At 48.4% G+C, this 23,575-nt stretch carries 19 protein-coding genes; 4 read left to right on the top strand and 15 right to left on the bottom strand.

Annotated features, from left to right (window positions below; genetic code table 11):
* Positions 1 to 48 precede the first annotated feature (48 nt).
* The 3 genes from IEX98_RS23365 to IEX98_RS23355 form a co-directional block, all read right to left on the bottom strand.
* Positions 49 to 1,809 (bottom strand): cache domain-containing sensor histidine kinase, encoded by a 1,761-nt coding sequence (locus IEX98_RS23365; RefSeq protein ID WP_188892061.1) that lies wholly within the window; start codon positions 1,807 to 1,809, stop codon positions 49 to 51.
* A 187-nt stretch (positions 1,810 to 1,996) separates the two neighbouring features.
* Positions 1,997 to 2,698, bottom strand: coding sequence for a VanZ family protein (locus tag IEX98_RS23360; RefSeq protein ID WP_188892059.1), 702 nt, complete (start codon positions 2,696 to 2,698; stop codon positions 1,997 to 1,999).
* A gap of 289 nt (positions 2,699 to 2,987) precedes the next feature.
* Positions 2,988 to 4,301: a replication-associated recombination protein A gene (locus IEX98_RS23355; RefSeq protein ID WP_188892057.1), complete on the bottom strand. Its 1,314-nt coding sequence runs from the start codon at positions 4,299 to 4,301 to the stop codon at positions 2,988 to 2,990.
* Positions 4,302 to 4,593: 292 nt separating this feature from the next.
* On the opposite strand from IEX98_RS23355, the gene IEX98_RS23350 reads away from it, so the two are divergent.
* Together IEX98_RS23350 and IEX98_RS23345 are read left to right on the top strand one after the other, a co-directional pair.
* Entirely contained in the window at positions 4,594 to 5,160 is a 567-nt protein-coding gene (locus tag IEX98_RS23350) for a hypothetical protein (protein ID WP_188892055.1), read from the top strand.
* Between the two features lie 33 nt (positions 5,161 to 5,193).
* Complete coding sequence (locus IEX98_RS23345; protein WP_188892167.1) at positions 5,194 to 6,690, top strand: methyl-accepting chemotaxis protein; 1,497 nt, start codon at positions 5,194 to 5,196, stop codon at positions 6,688 to 6,690.
* Positions 6,691 to 6,764: 74 nt separating this feature from the next.
* On the opposite strand, the gene IEX98_RS23340 is transcribed toward IEX98_RS23345, so the two are convergent.
* The 4 genes from IEX98_RS23340 to IEX98_RS23325 all read right to left on the bottom strand — a co-directional run bounded on the left by IEX98_RS23340 (position 6,765) and on the right by IEX98_RS23325 (position 11,920).
* Positions 6,765 to 7,520, bottom strand: a complete 756-nt coding sequence (locus IEX98_RS23340) for a tRNA threonylcarbamoyladenosine dehydratase (RefSeq protein WP_188892053.1) — start codon at positions 7,518 to 7,520, stop codon at positions 6,765 to 6,767.
* Between the two features lie 21 nt (positions 7,521 to 7,541).
* Positions 7,542 to 9,335: an aspartate--tRNA ligase gene (aspS, locus tag IEX98_RS23335; protein WP_188892051.1), complete on the bottom strand. Its 1,794-nt coding sequence runs from the start codon at positions 9,333 to 9,335 to the stop codon at positions 7,542 to 7,544.
* Between the two features lie 73 nt (positions 9,336 to 9,408).
* Positions 9,409 to 10,653: a histidine--tRNA ligase gene (hisS, locus tag IEX98_RS23330; protein ID WP_188892049.1), complete on the bottom strand. Its 1,245-nt coding sequence runs from the start codon at positions 10,651 to 10,653 to the stop codon at positions 9,409 to 9,411.
* A 385-nt stretch (positions 10,654 to 11,038) separates the two neighbouring features.
* The gene (locus tag IEX98_RS23325; RefSeq protein ID WP_188892047.1) at positions 11,039 to 11,920 is read right to left on the bottom strand and encodes a LysR family transcriptional regulator; all 882 of its coding nucleotides are present in this window, start codon (positions 11,918 to 11,920) and stop codon (positions 11,039 to 11,041) included.
* Between the two features lie 117 nt (positions 11,921 to 12,037).
* Between IEX98_RS23325 and IEX98_RS23320 the strand changes: the two genes are divergently transcribed.
* Positions 12,038 to 12,463: a CidA/LrgA family holin-like protein gene (locus IEX98_RS23320; RefSeq protein ID WP_188892045.1), complete on the top strand. Its 426-nt coding sequence runs from the start codon at positions 12,038 to 12,040 to the stop codon at positions 12,461 to 12,463.
* A complete protein-coding gene (locus IEX98_RS23315) occupies positions 12,460 to 13,140 on the top strand; it encodes an LrgB family protein (protein ID WP_188892042.1) in 681 nt (226 codons plus the stop codon). The genes IEX98_RS23320 and IEX98_RS23315 overlap by 4 nt, the downstream gene beginning before the upstream one ends.
* 559 nt (positions 13,141 to 13,699) lie before the next feature.
* Here the strand turns inward: IEX98_RS23315 and IEX98_RS23310 are convergent.
* The 8 genes from IEX98_RS23310 to IEX98_RS23275 all read right to left on the bottom strand — a co-directional run bounded on the left by IEX98_RS23310 (position 13,700) and on the right by IEX98_RS23275 (position 23,527).
* Positions 13,700 to 14,245: a hypothetical protein gene (locus tag IEX98_RS23310; protein ID WP_188892040.1), complete on the bottom strand. Its 546-nt coding sequence runs from the start codon at positions 14,243 to 14,245 to the stop codon at positions 13,700 to 13,702.
* 450 nt (positions 14,246 to 14,695) lie between these two features.
* Positions 14,696 to 14,863, bottom strand: coding sequence for a hypothetical protein (locus IEX98_RS23305; protein WP_188892038.1), 168 nt, complete (start codon positions 14,861 to 14,863; stop codon positions 14,696 to 14,698).
* A 493-nt stretch (positions 14,864 to 15,356) separates the two neighbouring features.
* Positions 15,357 to 15,800, bottom strand: coding sequence for a D-aminoacyl-tRNA deacylase (gene dtd, locus IEX98_RS23300; RefSeq protein WP_188892036.1), 444 nt, complete (start codon positions 15,798 to 15,800; stop codon positions 15,357 to 15,359).
* A gap of 16 nt (positions 15,801 to 15,816) precedes the next feature.
* Entirely contained in the window at positions 15,817 to 17,988 is a 2,172-nt protein-coding gene (locus tag IEX98_RS23295; protein ID WP_188892034.1) for a RelA/SpoT family protein, read from the bottom strand.
* Positions 17,989 to 18,113: 125 nt separating this feature from the next.
* A complete protein-coding gene (locus IEX98_RS23290; RefSeq protein ID WP_188892032.1) occupies positions 18,114 to 19,904 on the bottom strand; it encodes a cache domain-containing sensor histidine kinase in 1,791 nt (596 codons plus the stop codon).
* A gap of 2 nt (positions 19,905 to 19,906) precedes the next feature.
* On the bottom strand, positions 19,907 to 20,731 hold the full coding sequence (locus tag IEX98_RS23285) for a response regulator transcription factor (RefSeq protein WP_188892030.1): 825 nt from the start codon (positions 20,729 to 20,731) through the stop codon (positions 19,907 to 19,909).
* 117 nt (positions 20,732 to 20,848) lie between these two features.
* Positions 20,849 to 22,531, bottom strand: a complete 1,683-nt coding sequence (locus IEX98_RS23280; protein WP_229692350.1) for an extracellular solute-binding protein — start codon at positions 22,529 to 22,531, stop codon at positions 20,849 to 20,851.
* A 96-nt stretch (positions 22,532 to 22,627) separates the two neighbouring features.
* A complete protein-coding gene (locus tag IEX98_RS23275) occupies positions 22,628 to 23,527 on the bottom strand; it encodes a carbohydrate ABC transporter permease (protein WP_229692349.1) in 900 nt (299 codons plus the stop codon).
* Positions 23,528 to 23,575 lie beyond the last annotated feature (48 nt).

Raw genomic sequence — 23,575 nt, 5'->3', positions numbered from 1 at the left:
TTCCAGCCAGAAACCGATTAAATTAACTCAGCATCCACTATTTTAAACTTACTGTGAAGATTCGGCTGGTATCGTATCGACGAATGGAATCGTTAACCGGATATGGGTTCCTGCCGCTGCCGGCAAAAACTCCATACGGAACCGGTCGCCAAACCATAGGGATAACCGCAGATAGACGTTGCGCATGCCGTGGCTCCCTTCGCCTGTGTAGGCGATCAAGTCGGATAACGCCTGAGTATCAGCGCCTAAGCCGTCATCGATAATATCAATATGATAGGCGTCGCCTGCAGAAAGCCGCGTGCTCCGTACCGTTATATGCATCGGCTTTTGCTGGCCCGGCATGCCATGAACGATGCTATTCTCAACAAGCGGCTGCAAAATCATCTTTGGTACATAGGAAGCCAGCAATTCATCCTCTATATCGATCTCGCAGGTCAATCGCGCACCCAGCCTTTGCTGTTGAAGATCAAGATAGCTCCTCACGTACAGCGCCTCGTCCTTCAGCTCAACCCAAGTTCCCGATCGGTGAAGACTCAAGCGGAACAACGTCGATAACACTTGAATTAACCGGCTCGTTTCCATCGCTTTTTCAATTCTGGCCTTCCAGCGAATCATGTCGAGCGTGTTGTACAGAAAGTGGGGATTGATTTGCATCTGGAGAACATGCAGCTCAATTTCCTTCTGCTTGAGCGTCAGCTTGTATTCCTTGTCGATAAGATCGTGAATCCGGTCCATCATGGCGTTGAAGTTCGCCGCCAGCAAGCCGATCTCATCCTTAGAACGAATCCCGGTAATTTTTCTAAAATAGTTGTCATCCACTTTTTTCATCATTTTGGTCAATCTTTCAATCGGCTTAAGTATCCAGTTGAAAATAAGCCAAGAAGCGTAAAGCACGGTCGCGATCGATATCGCCACGATCAGTATCGTATAGAACTGGATCGACCTTGATTCTTTGAACAGATGATCCTTATCGACCCAGGAAATTAAACCCCAGCCGGTATAGGCAATTTTTTTGTACAACAGCAGATTATCTTTGTCATCGACAGGCTTTCCTTCACTGTTGACAAGCTGCTGTATGCTGCTGCTATCCAGTTGAAACTTGTCTCCCGGCTCAGACCGTTGTTCCGTAATCGAATTGCTGTCATGATCGAGCAGCAAAGTGCCCGCGATAGCTCCTGAATCCTTGCTTTGAATAAGCTCATTCACCTTGGAGACCTTTAGGCGGATAATGACGATGCCTAGCGCCTTATCGATCGCATTATAGTCATTAATGACGCGGACTAGCGAAATGATCGGTTCATGATGGATATCACCGTTCTCATAACGTCCTGTCCAGGTGATTTTCCCTCTCTCTTGAACCGCTTTGTCGATCCATTCTTCTTCATTTCCGATAAATCGGGAGCCATAGGCGATCTGACGGTCGTCCACCCCTCTAAACTCTACGGAATGAATGTAGCCCTTGGAAATTAAAATAAATTCGATAAATCCTTTTATGTTATCGATAAGCGCCGATGCGAGCTTCGGATCGGAATCGACGGAGGTCATCGTTAAGTAGCTGCGAATATCTTTATTGACGATCGCGTAGCTTGAGGTCGACTCTACCTCGCGGATAACGGATTCAATATTCGCTACGTTGGCATCCAGCAGCGTCGCCGTCGATTTCACAGCCTGATTCGTCATCGCTCTCGTTGAAATGTTGTAGGACAAGGTGCTGAGCGCAATCAGCGGCAGAAAAATCAAGACGCAAAAAAGAATGAGCAATTTGGTCCGAATACTAATAAACGCCGGCTTCTTCTCTACCTTCATCATCTAGTTCCCCTGTTCTATACTATTATTGGCTGGAATGTGCATCCATTGTCGCTCAACTCTATTAAAATTGGCAAGAGGGGGAATGTAGCGATGCGTTGTAGATTTGTATAAAAAAGAAGCCGGAGCTTGGAAGCACCGGCTTTGTTTTAAACCTATAAAAAAGGCTGCGTTCTTTAGCAGACTTCAGTTATTTTCCTCTATCATAAATGAACTGACCGACTGGTCCTAATTTAACATTAAGTTTGTTAACTGATGCAATGTACATGCGAGAAAAAGCTCTATATACAAAATATCCGATAAGTGTTCCTGTGAAATTAAAAATAACATCATTAATATCAACAACCCGATATGGATATCTCATGCTGATACTTAATAACAGCTGGGTTAATTCAATAGATAAACTACCAAATAACCCCAGGAGAACAACCCTCTTCAGGGTAAGATTAAATAAATAATTACTCAAATAGCCCAAAGGTACAAATAAACATATATTAAGAATTTGCTCTTTAAGCGGGAACAAAAAGGTCTCTGAAAGCCAAAGTGGCTTATAATTAAGCTGCAATATAGTTCCGTTTCTTACGACTTCTAGATACTCCCTAATTGGAATAGGTAATAATGTGAACTTCAATACATACAGCGAATAAATAAAAAATAAAGAGCTGAAAGCAATATAGGCCATATTCTTTTTAGCGAAAAGCTTTAAACATACGATTAGAATCAATAAAAAAGGGAATTGGAAAATTAATAAATCAGGTATATTTATATAAATTTTGACCTCTCCTTTATACTTACTGTAATTTAGCCTTTTTTCAATTAAATACAGCAGAAAGTACGGAGAAGCAGGCATTTGATAATTATAGAATACGTATTGCTTTACTATACAAATCATTTAAACATAGCACCATCTTTGGCATATTGGACTATGCGGATAAAAAAGGCTGACATCTTTGTGATCACAATTTTGATACAAAATAACTTACATTTACATAATTTACTATTCTGCACAAATCCCGATGTTCCTCTCGGCAGGACAAAAAATTGTCGAGATATAGAAAAGCAACTCTGGAGCGCCCTTACAATAGGCATTGGAAAAACCCCCTGACCGAATAAATTCTAGGGGGTTCATTTTTTATGGCGAAGAGGGGACAAGCGTTAAGTTTGACCGTCTATTTCAATAATTATTTCTTCCCTTTGCCTCGCAGCTGCTGGTTATGCGCGATCTTCTGCTCCATCCCCTGCTCTGACGCTTTGTAAAAACTCATGTTCCTGAGCATATCCGGCAAATACTGCTGCTCTACATAATGCCCCGGATAGTCATGCGGATATTTATAGCCCTCATGCCCAAGCTGCTGCGCCCCCTTGTAATGGGTATCCCGCAGATGGAGCGGCACTTCGGCGCTGCCCATCCCTTCAATCGTCGCTGTCGCCTTAGCGATCGCCATTGCCACGGCATTCGACTTTGGACTTTCCACTGCGAATAGAATGGCTTGTGTAACATTATACTTCGCCTCGGGCCAGCCGATCTTGTGATAGGCGTCCATTGCTGTCACGGCCTGAATCATCGCTTGCGGATTGGCTAGGCCAATATCCTCACTGCAAGCGACGATTAACCGGCGGATGAACGTCATCGGGTCCATGCCCAGCTTCTCTACCGCATAGAGAAACCAGAAAAGGGCAGCGTCGCTGGAGCCTCTTACGCTTTTATGAAACGCCGAGAGCACATCGTATTGCGTGGAAGGATCGGCCCGCAGCGCTTTGTTGCGGATCGATTCCTGCGCCACTTCGATTGTAATATGGACGGACCCGTCCGGCTCCGACGGCGTCGTTACGGCGGCAAGCTCCAGCGCATTGAGCGCACGCCGGATATCGCCTCCTGCCATTGCTGCGAGATGCGCTAACGCATCCTCCTCGACCTTCAAATTCATAAAGCCAAGTCCGCGGTCCTTATCGTTCAGCGCCCGCTTCATCGCCTCCAGCGCATGCCGCTCATCAAGCGGCTGGAGCTGAAACAGCGTAGAACGGGACAGCAACGCTCCGTTCACATGATGAAACGGATTTTCCGTTGTCGCCCCAATAAATATAATGATACCTTGCTCAACCGCAGGAAGCAGCGCATCCTGCCGTGACGTATTAAAACGATGTACCTCGTCAAGAAACAGAATTGTTTTTTTCCCGTACAGCATCTTGCTGCTGCGCGCCCGGTCGATCACTTCGCGAACGTCCTTCACGGAAGCGTCAACTGCATTCAGCTTCACGAAATCACCTGCCGTACGCTTGGAAATAATGTTCGCCAGCGTCGTCTTGCCGCAGCCCGGCGGCCCATAGAGCAAAATAGACGACACCTGGTCGCCTTCTATCGCTCTTCTAAGCAGCTTATCTGGTCCTATTATATGTTCTTGCCCAATATATTCGTCGAGCGTCTCCGGCCTCAGCCGATCCGCCAGCAGCCTCGCACGCGGCGTTTCTGCTTCCTGGTAGCTAAATAAGTCCATGCGCATTCACTACTTTCTTTATCCGTTACTACGATCATAGCATATCGTACAAGTGTTCGCCAGAACTCAAGAATTCCCGGGAATGGGCCTTTTGTTTCACTATATCTTCACAATCCCTAGGTAAAACGTAGGTTTTAGGTATTAACATTTTTATTGAATATACCGATAATAATTAGTGGTAAATTATTCTTTTATGCAACATCGTACGATCGACTTGCTGTATGGAGAGGGAACAAGTAGAGACTAGATAACTAATCTGTAAAGAGAGAGAGGATAAGAGGAGTGCTGTCGATTGTTCAAGAAAGTCGAGACTGAATGGGAACTGACGATGTTCAACAGTATTTGGACCACCGTATGGAAAGAAAAGGGCTATGAGCTGGAGTATGCCGAGCAAGCGCTGGAGAGATACGTTGCGATCTCCCCGGAAGGCCAATACGTCGGCACCTCCGAGATCAAAGCCTATACACCTGGTGTTAGCATAATTGATTCTGTTGCGCCTTTCCATAACCATCCGAAAATTGCAGCTGATCCTGCACAAGTAGCCGAAATCGACAAAATCGCAGTCATTAAGCAATACAGGGGCCATCCGATAACGGACCTGCTCTCTTCCGCCGTTTTTAGCGCAGAGACGCATCAATTCCGATACTTTATATCTTTGCTGGAGCCGGTATTTTACCGCGCGCTGCGCATTACATTCCACGTGCCGATGGAGAAAGCAGGAGAAAAAACCTTTTATAAAGGCGATTATGTCATTCCGGTTATTTTCGATATGGAGCGCATGTACAGCAACAAAGAGCAATATGAGTGGCTTGCCTATCCGGACAGTCATAGAATTGGATCAGGCATAACCACTACCTAAAATTCAATAGTCGGGAAGAGAAGGTAGATGACGATGAAGAAAGAACTGACTGTGCTAGACAAAAGAAATCGTTTGTTCATAAAAATATTATGGGGCTTGCTCGCGCTCGGTATCGTTGCCGATATCGGCGCAGGGCTGGGCACCGATATGATCTTGCTGCTTGTGATAGTAGGCACAGTCAGTATCGGCATTGCTACCTTCATGACTTACAAAAGAATTTTAGTTTCTTACATTATGTATTATGTACCGATTATATTAATGGCGATTACGACGCTTCTTATCGTATCCGATCCAAATCCGATCATAAGCACATACTTCTTAACATTCGTTGGCATCGCACTTATGACGCTGTATGCGGACTATAAGCCTATTGTGTTCTCCGGGCTGCTTAGCATGGGTCTTAGTACTTATCTGTTTTTGACCCCGAAATACAAAGATATCTTATTCCCTAACGATTCGCTGATCTACTTGTATTTGTACATTATTTTCATCACGATTGCGCTTGCTTCTTCGGCCAAGTTTAGCCAGAAGCTGCAAGAGGAAGTGCTAGTAGAACGAAGCGATGCGCTTGCTTCCAAGGAAATGGCTGAGCAACTGGTAGAGAAAATGAAATCTTCGATTCTCGTTCTTGGAGAATTCAGCAGCGAGCAGAAAAATACGGCGCAATCCACCGGACAGATTTCACGCGAGGTTACAACGACGTTTACGGAAATGTCGGCTTCCATCGAGAAGCAAACTGGTATGGTGCTTAACGTCAGCAGCTCTGCGCAAACGATTGAAAGCGCAGTGACGCAGCTTCTGGAGGGTGCTACCCGCCTTCAGCAATATTCGGCGGATACAGCCGCACTGACTGAAGATGGAAATACGCTCGTCCATACGTTGTCTACAGAAGTGGAACGCGTGCGCGCGATCATCTCACAAACGGTAGAAATGATGAAGCAATTGATTGAACAGAACGAGCGTGTCAGCTCCATCGTTGGCTCTATCAGTGAAATCTCAGAGCAAACGAATTTGCTGTCGCTCAATGCTGCAATTGAAGCGGCTCGTGCCGGTGAACAAGGACGCGGCTTTGCCGTCGTAGCCGGTGAAGTGCGCAAGCTAGCTGATAATGCCAGTCTGGCTGCCAATGAGATCAACGATATTCTCGGCGCCATCCATACACAAATTAGCGCAGTCAGCGAGCAAGTCAATCTCGGCGACCAGGCTGCCGATGTGAGCTATAACGCAGCGCAGCAGGTCGAAAAAATCATTCGCAGCATTAACGGCAACACCGAGCAAGTGAAGCAGCAATCGGATACGGTTGGCGTTTCTTCCCGTCAGCTGCATGAACAATACTCGTCCATTGCTGACGAAATGACATCCATGGCTGCGACGACAGAGCAAAATATGGCTTCCGTCGAAGAAGTTTGTGCGAGCATGGAGAACCAGGATTCTAAAATCAATCATCTCGTTGACGGCTATGGCAAGCTGGATTCACTTATCTCTGAGCTCACTCAGCTGGTCGAGCAGAAAAAAACGAAACAAAATTAATCACGTTACGATTGCATTGAAAAAGGGCGGTCGCAGGAGGGAATTCCCTTCTGCGACCGCCCTTTTCTGTTTCATTAAACTTCAATACCAGCTTTGCTCAACATATCCTGCACCACAACGCTGACCATAATCAGTCCGGCAACCGGCGGCACGAATGCGTTGCTTGCCGGAGGCTGCTTCGCTTTACGGATTTCCGGAGCGTTCTCCGGTACGATCCGCTGCGTTACATCCTCACGCGGCTTTTTCGGAAGCTCGTCCGAAAATACGACCTTCACGCCCCTCTTGATGCCATCCTTGCGCAGCTTTGTGCGAACGACGCGGGCGATCGGATCGGTATGGGTTTTGGAAATGTCGGCTACACGGAACCTTGTCGGGTCCATCTTGTTCGCCGCACCCATGCTGGAAATGATCGGAATGCCGCGCTCGAGGCATTCCTTGATAAGATGCACTTTATACGAAATCGTATCGGATGCATCTACAACATAATCGAGCTCATAAGCAAATAATTGCTCGTACGTCTCCTCCGTGTAAAACATCCGCAGCGACACGGCATCGCAATCCGGATTAATGAGCTTAATCCGGTCGCGCATCAGGTCAGCCTTAGGCTGGCCTACCGTCGTCGTCAGCGCATGAATCTGACGGTTAACATTCGTAATATCAACGACATCCTTATCGATCAGGATGATGCGTCCTACACCCGTACGGGCGAGCGCTTCGGCTGCGATAGAACCTACCCCGCCGATGCCGAGCACAGCAACCGTGCTCCCCTTCATCAGCTCAAGTCCTTCAGGACCTATCGCAAGCTCTGTACGCGAAAATTGATGCAGCATATCGTGGCCGCCTCCTTCGCCTTATTCCTGCGGTTTAGCCGCTTCAGGCTTTGGTTTCAGAACCGTGCGGATATGAAGCTGCTCCAGCTGCGACTGCTCGACAGTGGATGGAGCGTCCATCAACAGGTCGGTTGCACTTGCCGTTTTCGGGAAGGCAATCGTCTCGCGCAGGTTCGTTCTGCCTGTAAGCAGCATCACAAGACGGTCTAAACCGAAGGCAATGCCGCCATGCGGAGGCGTGCCGTATTCGAACGCGTCCAGCAGGTAGCCAAAGCTTTCATGCGCTTCTTCCATCGTGAAGCCCAGCGCTTTGAACATTTTTTCCTGAACATCACGTTTGTAGATACGCATCGAGCCGCCGCCTACTTCATAACCGTTGAGCACGATGTCGTACGCTTGCGCACGGATTTTGCCCGGATCGGTATCGAACAGGTGCACGTCTTCGTCCTTCGGACGTGTGAACGGATGGTGTTCCGCTACATAACGCTTCTGATCCTCGTCCCAGCCAAGCAGCGGGAAGTCAACAACCCATGCGAATTTGAACTTCGAATCGTCGATCAAGCCAAGCTCGCGGCCTACTTTCAGACGCAGGTTGCCAAGCACGTCGGCTACGACTTTTTTCTTGTCGGCCGAGAAAGTCAGCAAGTCGCCTTCTTCTACTTGCAGGCGCTCTGTAAGAGCTGCGATTTCTTCCGGCTTCAGGAATTTAACGATTGGACCTTTCCATTCGCCTTCTTTAATCGTAATCCACGCCAGACCTTTACCGCCGTAACGGGCAGCGAATGGCTGCAGATCGTCAAGCTCTTTGCGGCTCCAGTGGCCGCAGCCTTTTGCGTTGAACGCCTTCACGACGCCGCCGCTTGCCGCAACGCTTGCAAATACTTTTACATCGCTCGTTGCAACGATATCCGTAATGTCTTCAATCTCCATACCGAAGCGAAGATCCGGTTTGTCCGAGCCGTATTTGTTGATCGCGTCTTCATACGTAATACGTTGGAAAGGAAGCTCCAATTCTACGCCAATCGTCTCGAGGAACAGACGTGCAGCGAGCTGCTCCATCATGCCCAGCAATTGATCTTGCGACAGGAACGAAGTCTCGATGTCGACTTGCGTAAACTCCGGTTGACGGTCCGCACGAAGATCTTCATCACGGAAGCAGCGTGCGATTTGGTAATAGCGCTCGATACCGCCGACCATAAGCAGCTGTTTGAAAATTTGCGGCGATTGCGGCAGGGCGAAAAATTCGCCTTCATGCACACGGCTTGGCACCAAGTAATCACGCGCGCCTTCTGGCGAGCTTTTCGTCAGGATCGGTGTTTCTACATCGATAAAGCCTTCGTTATCGAGGAAGTCGCGGAAAATTTTCGATGCTTTCGAACGAAGCAGCAATGTTTTTTGCATTTCCGGACGACGCAGGTCGAGGTAACGATATTTTAGGCGAAGCGACTCGTCAACTTCAACGCTGTCTTCAATTGGGAACGGAGGCGTCTTCGCGCTGTTCATTACTTCGATTTCCGTTACGCGGATTTCAATCTCGCCTGTCGCGAGGTTTTTGTTAACCGTTTCCGCATCACGTTCAACGACTGTGCCGGTTACCGCAAGAACAAACTCGTTGCGGGCGCGGTCAGCAATGGCCAGTGCATCGCCGGAGAAATCCGGGTTGAATACGGTTTGAACAATGCCTGTACGATCGCGCAAATCAATAAACAATACGCCGCCAAGGTCACGACGACGCTGAACCCAGCCGTTCAATGTTACGGTTTGGCCGATATCAGCTTTCGTTAAAGTACCGCAATGATGAGTTTTGAGCATCATAGAGTTCAATCTCCCTTTTTGATCAGATAATGTTGGAATTGCTGTTGGAGCTTGTTGCTTGTTTGTTTGTTTACTAAGACTTCACTTGGGCGGAGAGCTGATCAAGCGCTACGAAGCGCTGTTCGCCGCTCGCCATGTCTTTCAGTGCAATTTCTCCGCGCGACAGCTCGTCATCGCCAAGAATAGCGGTGTACCGGGCTTGCAGACGGTCGGCCGATTTCATTTGCGCCTTCATTTTCCGGCCCAAATAATCCCGCTCCGCACGAATGCCGTCCTGACGAAGCTGATAAACAAGTCTAGCCGTTTCGCGTTCCGCCGCCTCGCCAAGACCAACGAGATAGACGTCCACCTGAGGCTCGCTTGCTTGCTCAGCTTGCTTGTTGAGCAGCATGATCGTTCTCTCGAGGCCAAGACCGAGACCGATGCCCGGCTGATCCGGACCGCCGATTTCTGCAACCAGACCGTTGTAACGCCCGCCGCCGCCGATTGTATCGATAGCGCCGATGCCTTCCGACTTATACTCGAAAGCGGTATGGGTGTAGTAATCCAATCCGCGTACAAGACGTGAATTGATTGTGTAAGGGATGCCCATATCGGAAAGGTATTGCTGCAGCTTGTTGAAATGCGTGCTGCACTCCTCGTCCAAGCTGTCGAGAATCGAAGGCGCCCCCTCGAAGTGATGCTGATCGTTCTTGCAGTCCAATACGCGCAGCGGATTGCGGTCCATACGCGATTGGCAATCCTTGCACAGCAACTCGCGTTTTGGCTCGAGAAAAGCCAGCAGCTTCTCACGGAAATCGGCGCGAACCTTAGGTGTACCGACGGAATTTATCTCCACGCGGACTCCCTTCAGGCCAACCTCTGTATAGAAGCTGTAACCAAGCGCAATGACCTCAGCATCAATAGCTGGATCAACCGAACCCAACGCCTCGACGCCAAACTGGTGGAACTGGCGATAACGGCCGGCTTGCTGTCGCTCATAGCGGAACATCGGACCGATGTAATACAGCTTCGATACATCCGGCTCGCCAAACAGCTTGTTCTCAACATAAGATCTGACAACGCCAGCCGTTCCTTCAGGACGAAGCGTCACGCTCCGGTCCCCGCGATCGGTGAACGTATACATTTCTTTCTCGACGATATCCGTCGTCTCGCCTACGCCCCGCTGAAACAGCTCCGTCGATTCGAACATCGGCGTTCTAATTTCACGGAAGTTGTACCGCCGGCAAATATCACGAGCTTTCTGCTCCACATACTGCCAACGCTCCGACGCTCCAGGCAATATGTCCTGTGTGCCCGGCAATTTCTGAAATGCCATGCTTTTCCCTCCTGACCCCTGTCCGTTCTTTGTTGCCTTCATCTGGAACGCAAAAAGACTCTCGTCGCTGACGACTATTCATCGCCAGGGACGAGAGTCTGAACTCCCGTGGTGCCACCCAAATTCCGGACTGTCTTATAAGACCTGTCCGCTCATAAACGGTTAACGCCCGTTACACGCATATCGGCTACTCAATGTCAGCTCTGTTCAACAAAGCTATTCTCGTTCGCCGATTGTTCTCCGGAAGGTCTCTTCATCCTGCCACCATAAGGATGCTTGCAGCCTAGGCATCCATCTCTGGGTACGTGCACGGGATTACTTCGTTCCATCAACAAATCATTTTTATGATATTAAGGCTTAATATTACCCGTATACGGCCGAAAAGTCAAGCAAACATTTCCTCTACAAAAGCAATCCAAGCTTTAGCCGCCAGTGACAAATACCCTTCCCGCCTCCATACCATAACAAGCTCCCAGGGAATAATCGGCTCTATCAACGGAACTGAACTGATTTGCACAGGATCCAGCGCTCGGCAGATTGTCTCCGGCAGCATAGCAATGCCAAGACCGGACGCCACCATCTCCGTAATGAAATCCCATTGTGAGCTTTCGTAGACAATCTGAGGTGAGAAGCCTGCGTCACGGCAATGTTCGATAACCCGATCATGAAGGGTAAATTCATTGCTGAACAAAATAAACCGCTCGGAAGAAAGCTCTGATAAGGCAATCGACTGTCTGCCCGAGAACGGATGGGAAGTCGGCATGATGACATTTAGTTTCTCTCTGACGAGAGGGATTGATTCAAAGAGTTCCGTATCCACAGGAGTCAGGACGACGCCAACATCCAGATCACCACTGCCGACGCTTTCTTCAATTCGGACTGCGCCGTACTCCACCATCTGTACGGAAATGCCGGGATAACGCTCCTGGAAACGCTTGAGTACCGAGGGGAAAAACCGCGACCCTGCCATTGGCGGCAATCCAATCGAGATCGAGCCTTTATGAAGGAACGACAAATCGTTAACCTCCGCCGTCAAGCTGTCGAACAGCTGCAGAATCGGCTGCGCGTAGCGATACACCACTTCTCCGGCATCCGTCAGCTTCACCGCTTTGCCATCCCGGTTGAATAACTCAAAGCGCAGCTCATTCTCCAAATTACGGATCGATTTGCTGATTGTAGGCTGGGCAACATGCAGCGACTCTGCCGCTTTGGTGAAGCTGCGCTGCTTCACGATTTCATTAATGTACTGCAAATGCCGGATATCCATGTGAGCCCTCCATTTATATCATAGCCGAATGGAATGTAAATCATTCTGTATATTCATTTTACCTATAATACAACTTGCAGTACACTAAGAAAGCAACAAGAAGAGGAGCTGAACCACATGTACAGAAAAACACTTCGCACGATTGGGCAAGTTCTGCTGCTCATCGTTATTTCCAAGCTTTCAGCTCTGGCCGTTCAACTGCTTCATTTGCCCATTCCGGGCAGCGTTGCGGGTATCGCTGTATTGTTCACCCTGCTGAAAACAAAACTATTGCGCATCGAATGGGTCGATGCCGGAGCCGCTTGGCTGCTGGCCGAAATGCTGCTATTCTTTATCCCGTCCACTGTAGGGATCGTCAATTATAAAAGCTTAATCGTCTCAAGCGGTCCTGTAATTTTGCTCGCTATTATCGGCAGCACGGTCGCAGTCATGCTCTGTGCTGGCATGATTGCACAGCGGATCGCGCCTAATGAAGCTGCTGTGGCAGGAGCTGTTGTTGGCGGCGGAAAACGGGAACAACGTGAAGGAGGGGTGGCAGGATGATTGAGGCTGCACTATGGCTGCTGGCTACGATTGCTGTATATGCCTGTGCAAAGCGTCTCTACCGCTTTTATCCGAAGCTGTGGCTAACTCCGCTTCTAGTCACACCAGCTATCATCATTATCGCAATTGAGCTGTTAGGCGTACCGTTCAAGCAATATAACAACGGTGCAGGTGTACTAACCGACATGATTGAGCCAGCTACTGTTGCCCTCGCCGTCATTCTCTACAAGCATCTTGATGTGCTGAAAAAAAATGCCCTGCTCATTGCGGTTAGCGTCAGCTCGGGCGCTATCGCAGCCATTATCACTTCCGCCGGGTTGGCCCGGCTGCTTGGGCTGAACGCACAGATGATGGAGACGCTCGCCCCTCGCTCGGCTACAACGCCGATCGCGCTAGCCGTTTCCAATATGCTTGGCGGATTGCCGACCATTACCGCCGTTGCCACACTCATCACCGGCCTGCTCGGCATGATTGTCGGCCCGCTAATCGTCCGCTGGTGCCGAATTCGGAATCCGATCGCACGAGGCGTTCTCTTCGGAACGAGCGCCCATTCCGCAGGGGTCAGCAAAGCATTCGAATACGGCCAAGTGACCGGCTCGGTAGCGGGCATCGCCATGCTATTGACTGCTTTCGTTACGCTTTGCACAGCGCCTTGGATTGTATCTTTGTTTCTATAAACTAAAAGACAGCATCAATGGACCGGGAAGTTGGTCTTTGATACTGCCTTTTTATTTTTCATTATCCTGTGATGTCACCACTTAAGTCCGTAAAAAGAAAAAAACCTACAAACGAGTTGTAGGTCCAAGAAATTTATATTTTTAAAAAGGGGGTCGAGTTCTATTATAGGTTAACGATATTAAGGAACGATTATAAATTGATTACAGCATTATTACAAAATAGAAAGCGGTTGCGAGACTCCGTGGCTTCGGTCCATGCTGCCATTCTTGATTGCCTCCGATCGTTAACTCGATCGGGACGATGCAATCATCGAAAAGTCATCATGAACTCGAAGCCACTCCGTCTGTTGGTTTAAGTTCAAATTCAAGTTCAAGGGCACTGGACTCCGTCGTTTCGGCTCATGCTGCCGTTCTTGATTGCCACCGATCGTTAACTCGATCGGGACGATGCAATCATCGAAAAGTCAGCATGAACTCGAAGCCACTCCGTCGGTAGGTTTAAGTTCAAGGGGTAGCTATTGCACAGGAGAAGGGACAATTACAAACCGCAAACCTTTAGCTACTTTAGAGTTACGTCTTGTAAGACCCGGCTCATCCGTCTGTTGGAGATTGCCAAAGCTTCATCCCTGCTGTTTGCAGGCGCACTGAACATCAATCCGTCCTCCGCTCTCCAAGAGCCTGAGGATGATTGTTCCTTTCGATCAAAGATTGCGATGGTTACTTCACTGAAATTTGAATTGGTGTAAAGTGTTCCGTAACTATACATGACGGGTATCCCCTTATCATTATAGTTATATATAATGATGCCCGAGCCATCACGCTGCAGTTTGATTTCTAATTTCCTATGCTCTTTAGGCACAGGATTATCATCACCTGATATATCTATCGTTCCAATGAAGGTTCTCTGACCGGTAATGCTTTTCTTCACCTTGCCATCGATTTTTAGCACCGCAGACTCCGAGACCTGTGCATGTTCTTCGCCTAGCTGATACTTTAATCCTTCTAAACTGACATTATACCCTCTAGCAATGTATAGAAAACATATTAAAAAGACAGCAATTATAATACCAATTATAGTTAGAGGTAAACCTAATTTCCTTTTCATAACTAAGCCAAACCTCCTCCCTCAGGTAAAACAATTATAGTATTATTTTCTATCTATATCCATATTTATTGATGTATTTCACCTTCCCCCCTGCCCTGATTCTCTTCTCTCCGGATCGTATATGATCAAAATGCAAAAGTGCATTTTGCCACGCACTTTTTCGGCTTAAATTGCCTTCAAAATGCAAATATACAGTTTGATTGGGCTAAAATGAGCCAAATAGCCCCTTTGGGGCCATTTCACCTGCACTTTTACATTTTGATCGCCTTTTCAGCCTAAAAATGGCCAATCATCAAAATGCACTTTTGCATTTTGACATACCTAACCCCTAATAAAAACAAAATTGTCCTAAGCGAAACAGCCTTATACTCTTCCGCAAAATAAAAAAGGCACCCCCTTACGGGAACGCCTTCCACTCACATCTCCATTTAACACACATTCAGTTTGCTGCTATTTACTGGGCTGGTCGTGCTTCGTACCCATTGGGGTCACTGCCCACTCTTCGGCTGCTTCGATGTCGCCTTCGAGCTGCGACCAGATCAGAGCCTCTCTACGGTCGGCATGGATCAGTCTGCGCGCCGTTCGCTCCATGCCTTGCTCCTTGCGGGATTGATGCATATGCTTGGGACTCCTTCGCCTGATTGGATAGCAAGCTTGCCCCTTTAAGTCGGCTGTTCCGCTCCTTCTCACCACGCGATGAAAATGCACCATACTGCTTCTCCGCGGAGAGCAAAGCCACACAGTCAAACAAAAAAGGGACGCGTTGCCGCTGTCCCTAGTGTTGCCCGCTCCCGTCGCTCGCATTCAAGCTGAATATGCAGCAGTCGGAGAATAGCTGCAACTATTCTCCGACTAGCCATAACCGTATACAAGCCTGTATGTTTAAACCGGTTTAACATGTATCTCAATCCATGCAATTTATAATGCTGCATCATACCTGCGTAAACTCATTGCACCCCGTGCGGTTTTGCAGGATCGCGGTGGACCAAATACTGGCCCAATCACGTCTCAAGCCTTTATACAGCATAAGCTGCATAAAGCCTGAACATACTCACCGCTCGCGGTGTAACGATGCATATCGGTAATTCAACCACATGCCCTAATCACGCTCTCAAGCCTTGCTATCCACAATGAGCGTAACTGGCCCCCAGTTGACGAGAGAAACGTCCATCATAGCGCCGAATACGCCAGTCTCCACAGTTAGCCCCGACGCCCGCAGCGCCTCGTTAAATCGCTCATAGAGCGGCTGGGCCTGCTCCGGTCTTGCCGCGGCCATGAAATTCGGCCGCCGCCCTTTCCGGCTGTCGCCGTATAGCGTAAACTGCGAGACCGATAGGATCTGACCGCCGATATCAACGACGGAGTGGTTCATCTTGCCATTGTCGTCTTCAAAGATTCGTAAGCCGGCCACCTTCTCGGCCATCCAGCGCACATCAGCTTCCGTATCCTCATGAGTTATGCCGACAAGCAACACGAGACCAAACTCGATTGCACCTGTCACGCTCCCGTCAACGGTCACTTCGGCGCGCTTGCTCCGCTGTATGACTACTTTCACTGCCGTAAACCTCCGATTAGCTGTTCATAATACGTTGAACCGAATAAATATCCTGCACCCGCTTGATCTTCTCGACAACAGAAGACAAGTGGTCGATGTTGCGGATAAGCACCGTCATATGAATCATAACCATTTTATTTTTGACCGAACGTCCAGTGACGGCCGATATATTGGTCTTGCTCTCCGAAACCGCCTGCAGCACTTCATTCAACAAGCCGTCGCGGTCATGTCCGGCAATTTCAATATCCACACTGTAATTGGATTCGATCGAAGCTTCCCATTCCACTTCAATAACGCGTTCCGCTTCTTCACCATCCGTGCCGAACGGAATGTTCTGGCAGTCCATCCGGTGTACGGAGACACCGCGTCCGCGCGTAATATAACCGACGATCTCATCACCCGGAACTGGATTGCAGCAGCGTGCAAAACGAACGAGCAGATTATCGATACCTTTAACGGTTACGCCATGCGTCGGACGGTTTTTACGGCTGCTCGCTTTCGATTCCTTCTCGATAATGAGCTCATTGCTTTTTTCTGCTTCTTTGCGCAGCTTTTCCGTCAGCTTCGTACAGATCTGTGCCGCGGTAATGCCGCCAAAGCCAATCGCACTCATCATATCCTCGATATCGTTGAACGCAAATTTCGCAGCCGCTTCCTGCAGCTTATCATCCGCCAGCCAAACGTGCGGCTCCAGGCCAAGACGCTTTAACTCGCGCTCGAGCATATCGCGGCCTTTGGCAACATTCTCTTCACGCTTCTCTTTCTTGAACCATTGGCGGATCTTACTCCGTGCATGGGAGGATTGCGCGATTTTAACCCAGTCTTGGCTAGGTCCGTAAGAATGCTTGGAGGTCAAAATCTCAACGATATCGCCGGTTTTCAGCTTATGGTCAAGCGGCACAATCCGGCCGTTCACTTTCGCGCCAATCGTCCGGTTGCCGACTTCTGTATGAATCCGGTAAGCGAAATCAAGCGGCACGGATCCAGCCGGCAGCTCGATGACTTCGCCGTTTGGCGTAAAGACGAATACCAAGTCGGAGAAAAAGTCCATTTTGAGCGATTCCATAAATTCTGCCGCATCGCGAGTTTCGTTCTGCAGCTCCAGAATTTCGCGGAACCAGGACATTTTATCCTCGAAATTGCCTCCAGGAACAAGTGAGCCTTCTTTGTATGCCCAGTGAGCCGCGATACCGTATTCCGAGGTACGATGCATATCGACGGTCCGGATTTGCACTTCTGTCGGTTCTCCGTTAGGTCCGATTACGGTCGTATGCAAGGACTGGTACATATTCGCCTTCGGCATCGCGATATAGTCTTTGAAGCGGCCAGGCATTGGCTTCCACAACGTATGAATAATGCCTAGCGTAGCATAGCAGTCTTTAATGTTCTCCACGATGATGCGGATTGCCATCAGATCATAAATTTCATTAAACTGCTTGTTTTTCGCCGTCATCTTTTTATAAATGCTGTATATATGTTTAGGACGTCCGGATATATCTCCTTCAATGCCCATTTCCTCAAGCTTTTCTTTAATACGGAAAATAACGTCAGAAATGAATTGCATCCGTTCCGCACGTTTCTTCTTCATTAAATTGGCAATGCGGTAATATTGCTGCGGGTTCAAATAGCGGAGGGCAATATCCTCCATCTCCCATTTGATCGCGGAAATACCGAGCCGGTGTGCAATTGGACAAAAGATTTCAAGCGTTTCGTAAGCGATTCGCCGCTGCGCTTCCTCTGACTGGAATTTCAGCGTACGCATATTATGGAGCCGGTCGGCCAACTTAATGAGAATGACGCGAATGTCTTGGGCCATCGCCACGAACATTTTGCGGTAATTCTCATTCTGCTGTTCTTCCTTCGAACGAAAACGAATCTTCTCCAGCTTTGTCAAGCCGTCGACAAGCATTGCGCAGGTTTCGCCAAATTTCGACCGCACTGTCTCCAAATCCACAGTCGTATCCTCAACGACGTCATGCAGCAGCGCTGTTATAATCGACAGCACGTCCATCTGCATATCGACCAATATATCGGCTACCGCAACCGGGTGCAATATATAAGGCTCCCCTGATTTGCGCACTTGTCCATGATGGGCTTGCTCCGCAAACTCATAGGCTTCCCTTATGCGTAATAAGTCTTGTTCCTTCATATAGGCCGATGCCTTTTCGAGTAACTGCTCAATGCCCATGAAAATTCCCTTTCTGAAAAGCCTTCGGTTCGACTCCGATTCCGCATTTTCCGAGTTTTCTTAATATTATCCTGTAAGAGCGGCGTTGCGTCAACTATGGAGTCATGGTAATCGCCCGAAAATCGTTAACTTTCCGAATTAGCGATTGGATGGATCTGCGCCGGAATCATCACTTGTACACAAGTTCCTTCACCCGGCTCACTCTCAATGGCAACGCCGTATTCTTTGCCATAGTAAAGCTGGATGCGCTCGTGAACGTTGCGGATGCCGTAGCCACTGCGCTCAGCGGCCGCCGTCTCGTTAAATATGCCATCTATTGTCGACTGCGGCATGCCGCTTCCATTATCGATAATGTGGAAGAAAATCATCGCATCGTCCTGCCAGCCTCCGACAATTCGAATCTGAATTCGATCGCCCCGCCAAGCGTGCTCCAGAGCGTTCTCAATAAAGGGCTGCAGGATGAGCTTCACGGCCGAATAAGGAAGTATCGACGGATCAATCTCATAGACGACCTCGACCCGCTCCGCGTATTTGATTTGCTGAATATCCATATAGGCCTTCACTTGCTCGATTTCCTTAGCGATAGGAATGATCGTCTGCCCTTCGTTCAGCGTCAGCCTGTAGAACTTAGCCAGGTTCATGACCATCTGATGCTGCTTGTCCACCTCGCCGAATTTGGCAAGACGGCTAATCGAAGAAAGCGTATTGTATAGGAAATGCGGATTGATCTGCGCTTGCAGCACTTCCAGCTCCGCTTCCTTTTTCTTCAAGTTCGTTACATACACCTCTTCAATCAAGCTTTGCGTCTTTTTCCCGAGCTCGTTCAGCGAAGCTGCAATCGTCGTAAACTCATCATTGCCGCTGTATTGGATGCGTCTATGAAAATCTCCCTGACGGAAAGATTGAAGCACCGATACAACCTTCAGAACACGACGGGAAAATGTACGGGACACGAAGGCTGCGACAAAAGAGATAACGATACCGCATAGCAGGCAAATAATGATCGTCAGCCTGTCGACCTTCTTCCTATCCTCCTCAAATACGGAAGAAGGGATCAACGCCGTCAATTTCCACCCTAAGCCCGGAAGCGTCTGATCGATCGTTAAATGGCTTCCGCTGCTCGCCTCATTGCGGAATTCATCCTCTGACTGAACAGCACTTCCCGATGAATAAAGCAGATGGCCGTTTTCATTCGTAATGACGAGCGTGCTGTCGCCACCGATTTTATGATAATCGACGCTCTGAAAGATGTCGTTCAAGTAAGTGCTGATTCGCACAAAGCCAATTTCCTTTAGCTTAGTCGGGTCCGTCGTATCGACGATACGCCGCAGCAGCGAAATCCGGCCGTACTTGGCATCATCCTCAACCTGCTTCCATTCCATCGTCTCGCCGAATTTTTCCTTCGGAAAATCAGCATACCATTCCTTATGCTCGATCCGCTTCAAATGCATGACATCAAAGAACCGGCCCTTAATTCTCAACGGATCGATATTTGAGGTGTCATAATAGATTTCCGGGAGTGTTTCGTTGCTGAAATAGATCGTCAGCCATACGTTCCGATTGGTCGATTCAATTGTCTGCCAGAACTTAGGCATAAGCAGGTTGGTCGTCGCTTCATAGCTCACCCATCCCTCTTCGTAATGCATCAGCTGCTTGGACAGCTTGGAATCGAAATACAATAAATCTGAGAGTCTGGTCGTATCGTCGATCTTGTACATCATATTGTCCTGAATCTGCTGCAGCGTGCCCTTAATCGCCGTTTTCGTCTGCGTACGAATCGAATCTACCATAATGGAATTGGCGATATATCCGAAAATAAAGATCGGGATGACGATCAGCAGAATGTACGATACGAGAAGCTTCACGCCAAATGGAATGAAGCTTCGTTCTTGCTTATGCAGAGGTGCTCCAGCCATCGTCAAATTTTTCTCCTGAATTCGATCGGTGTCATCCCGAACGTCTCTTTGAATTGTCTGCTGAAATAGGGCATGTACCGATAGCCGACGAGATCGGCAACCTCGTAGATTTTCACCTTTGGATCTTTAAGCAGCTCTCCTGCCTTCTCCATCCGCAGAGAAATAACATATTCGCTGAACGTTTTGCCCGTCTCTTCCTTGAACATTAACCCCAAATAGTTCGGCGAAAAACAAAAGTGGTCTGCCACTTCTTTGAGCGTCAAACTCTGATTCATATGCTGCTTCATATATTGGATCATCTCATGAATGAGCTTCGTATTCTTCTTTAGTTCACCGCCCGCATTGAACAACGGGGGCACAATGGCAGCGGTTTCTTTGTTTTGATGCTGAATCGCTTGCAAGTACGTATCCCTGAGCTGTTGTTCCTTAGCCTGACGTTCCCGTTCCTGATTCAAATCCTTCGTTATCGCAACAAGCGCCTTAATGAGTTCATTATCGTCCATCGGCTTCAGCACATAGCTGTAGGCCTTTAATGACAACGCTTGCTTCACGTAGTGAAAATCCTGATAACCGCTTACAAAAACAATCCGCAAGTCGCTGCATCTGCCTGAATCAAGCGCTTTGCGAGCAAGCTCCAGCCCGGACATGCTGGGCATATGGATGTCTGATACGAGAATATCAATCTCTTTCTCCATTAATACATCATAAGCGGCAAAGCCGTTATGAACTGCTGCGACCACTTCCAGTCCCAGTTCGGTCCATGGAATAAATGTGCGCATTCCTTCGAGATCTAATACTTCATCATCCGCAATCAATACTTTATACATGGGATCATCTCCGTTTGAAAAAGAATAGAAATGAAGGGACAGGCTCAAAACGGCATCGCCGTCCCTAAGAGGACGGCGACCGTTTTTACCTATTATAACCCGAGATAATGCCCGATGTTAATTACCTTGCATGCTTTTCAGGTTTTCTTGCCATTTTGCAGTTTTGTAAGCGAGCAATTTGTCGTAGCCGACCGCTTGCGCGTCCTTCTCCGCTTTATCGAGGATCGAAAGGACTTCCTCGTCGCTTTTTGCATAAAGCGCTTTGGCTCTAGCTTCTTTATAAATCTCCTCGAAGCTTGATGCAATGATGCCTTCCGGGGAATCCGGAGCCGGCGCCATGTTGATGAATTGCGTCGCGTTGTCCTGCGTTTTCCAAGTAATCTCGTTTTGCCAACGAGCTTCCCAGCTTTGTTTCTCAACTGGAAGCGTGAGCTCATGCTTCATTTTCGACTTATCGATAAATACGCTGTTGCCGTTCCATTGGAAGTTAACAGTCGCATCCATCATTTTCGTACGGCCTTCTACGTCTGTATCGTATGCTTCCGTAAAGATAGGAGCACCGTCTTCGTCATGTCCGTTCCAGTACTTGCCTTCAGGTCCCCAGAACAATGTCCGTGTGCCTTCTGGTCCAGTCAAGTAGTCGAGGAATGCGAAAATTTTCTCAGGATCTTTAGCGGATTTCGTAATGACGCTTACGTTCCAGCCCAGTTGGGTGTACGTACCCGTCCATACTTTGTTTTTGTCCACGCCTTCTTTGTGAACCGGCCAGATCATAATGTAGCCGTCGTTTGGATCTTTTTTCTTCAGCTCGGCATCGCCTACTGCGCCGTACTCTGTCGGGCTGGCGCCTGCAAATACAGCAGCTGTGCCGTTATAAGCTTGCTCTTTCACTTGGTCCTTCGTTTGTGTCAAAGCGTCCTGCGACATCAGCTTCTCGCGGAACAGCTTGCTTGCATATTGCATCGATTCGCGGAATACCGGGTCTACAAACAGAGAAGTCAGCTTGTCGCCTTGCGGTACAGCGCGATTAGCTACGTAAGCAGGCGTGTAATCATTTGCGAAGCCGCCGAACAATACGTCCAGACCTTGACCGTCAATCGCCAAATCCGGGTTAAACGGCGTTACGTTCGGATATTTTTCTTTCACTTGTTTCAAGTAGTTGTAGAAATCGTCAGTTGTCTCAATAGCAGGCGAACCAAGCGATTCATAGATTTTTTTGTTCACCAGGTAACCGGAGTTGCCGATTGGCTGCGACGTATACCAGTTCGGGAACTGATAGATTTTGCCGTCGCTGGAGCGAAGCATGTTAATCGCTTCTTCGCCTACCCACTTCTTAAAGTTCGGATATTTATCCAAATATTCATCGAAAGGAACGAGCATGTCTGCTGCACGCAGACGTTCTACATCGGCGCCGCGGTCAAGCCAGATGACGTCAGGCAGTTTGCCCGAAGCGATCATCGTGTTCAGCTTTTGAGCAGCATTGCCGCCGGATTGAACTGGCGTAATGTCGATTTTTTTGTTTTCTTTAATCCATTTTGTTGCCTCGTCGCCGCCCCAAGGCGGCATTGTGTACCAATCATAATGTCCATAGAATGAGAAGCTGAGCGGCTCGCTGCCAAGCTCAAAACCTGCAGCAGCCGTTTCACCGCCGCTATCCGTTGTCGTGCTAGGGGACGGGCTTGAATTGCTATTCCCATTGTTTCCTTTGCCCTCATTCGAACTGCTGCAGCCGGCCAGCGCCGCAACTGCTACGAGCATCAAGGCCAATACTAGAAATGCCGATTTTCTCCATCTGTTCATTCTGTAAACCCCTCTCTTCATTTAATTATGTTCAGCGGAAACGGATTTGTCGACCATGAGGTTTAACAATCCGTCTCACGTTGAAGATAAAGCAAGCTACTCTTTCAAAGATCCGACCAGAACGCCTTTTACAAAGTACTTCTGCACAAATGGGTATACCATGATGATCGGCAGTGTTGCGACCATCATCGTCGCCATCGACAGCGATTTGCTTGTAATGCTCTTCATCGAGGAAAGCCTGCTTTGCGAAGCGGAGTCGAGCTGCGACATCTGCTCGCTCATAATATTGGAATTCAGAATTTGCTGAAGCATCGTCTGAATAGGGATAAGCTTTTCTTTGGTAATATAAATGCTTGGGTAGAACCAGTCGTTCCAGTGACCCACCGCGGTGAACAGGGCGAGCGTTGCAATAACCGGACCTGACAAAGGAAGTACAATCCGGAAAAACGTCGACCAATAACCGCAGCCGTCGATTTTCGCCGATTCTTCCAGACCGGCTGGAAGCCCATTGAAGAATGTACGGAATATGATCATGTTCCACACGCTGATCAAACCAGGAATGATAAACACCCAGAATGAATCCATCAGACCTAGGCCGCGAATAACGAGGAATGTCGGGATGAGACCACCGCTGAAATACATCGTAATGATGCAGGCGATCATATAAAATTTACGTCCCATCAGCTCGCGCTTCGTCATGCCGTAAGCGAATATCGCGGTCATCAGAATGGAAGCGATCGTCCCGATCACAGTTCTCATGACTGAAATATAGAAAGCTTCCAGTATCCGTTTGTCCTGAAACACGACTTCATAGTTTTCTAAAGTGAAAGCACGGGGCCAGAATGTAATACCCCCAAGCGCCGTGTCCATCCCTTTGTTCAATGAGACAACTGCGGCGTTCCAAAACGGATAAAAGGTAGTAAAAGCAATGATTACTAATGCTGCGTATATGAATAGGGTTAAACTTCGGTCGCCGAAGCTTGCTTTTATTTTCACGGCTGCCGTGCCTCCTTCACCATTCTCATGCTGTTGCTGCTAGTACGA

The sequence above is a fragment of the Paenibacillus radicis (ex Gao et al. 2016) genome, assembly GCF_014641555.1.
GTDB lineage: Bacteria > Bacillota > Bacilli > Paenibacillales > Paenibacillaceae > Pristimantibacillus > Pristimantibacillus radicis.
This window is presented reverse-complemented; position numbering and strand designations above follow the sequence as displayed.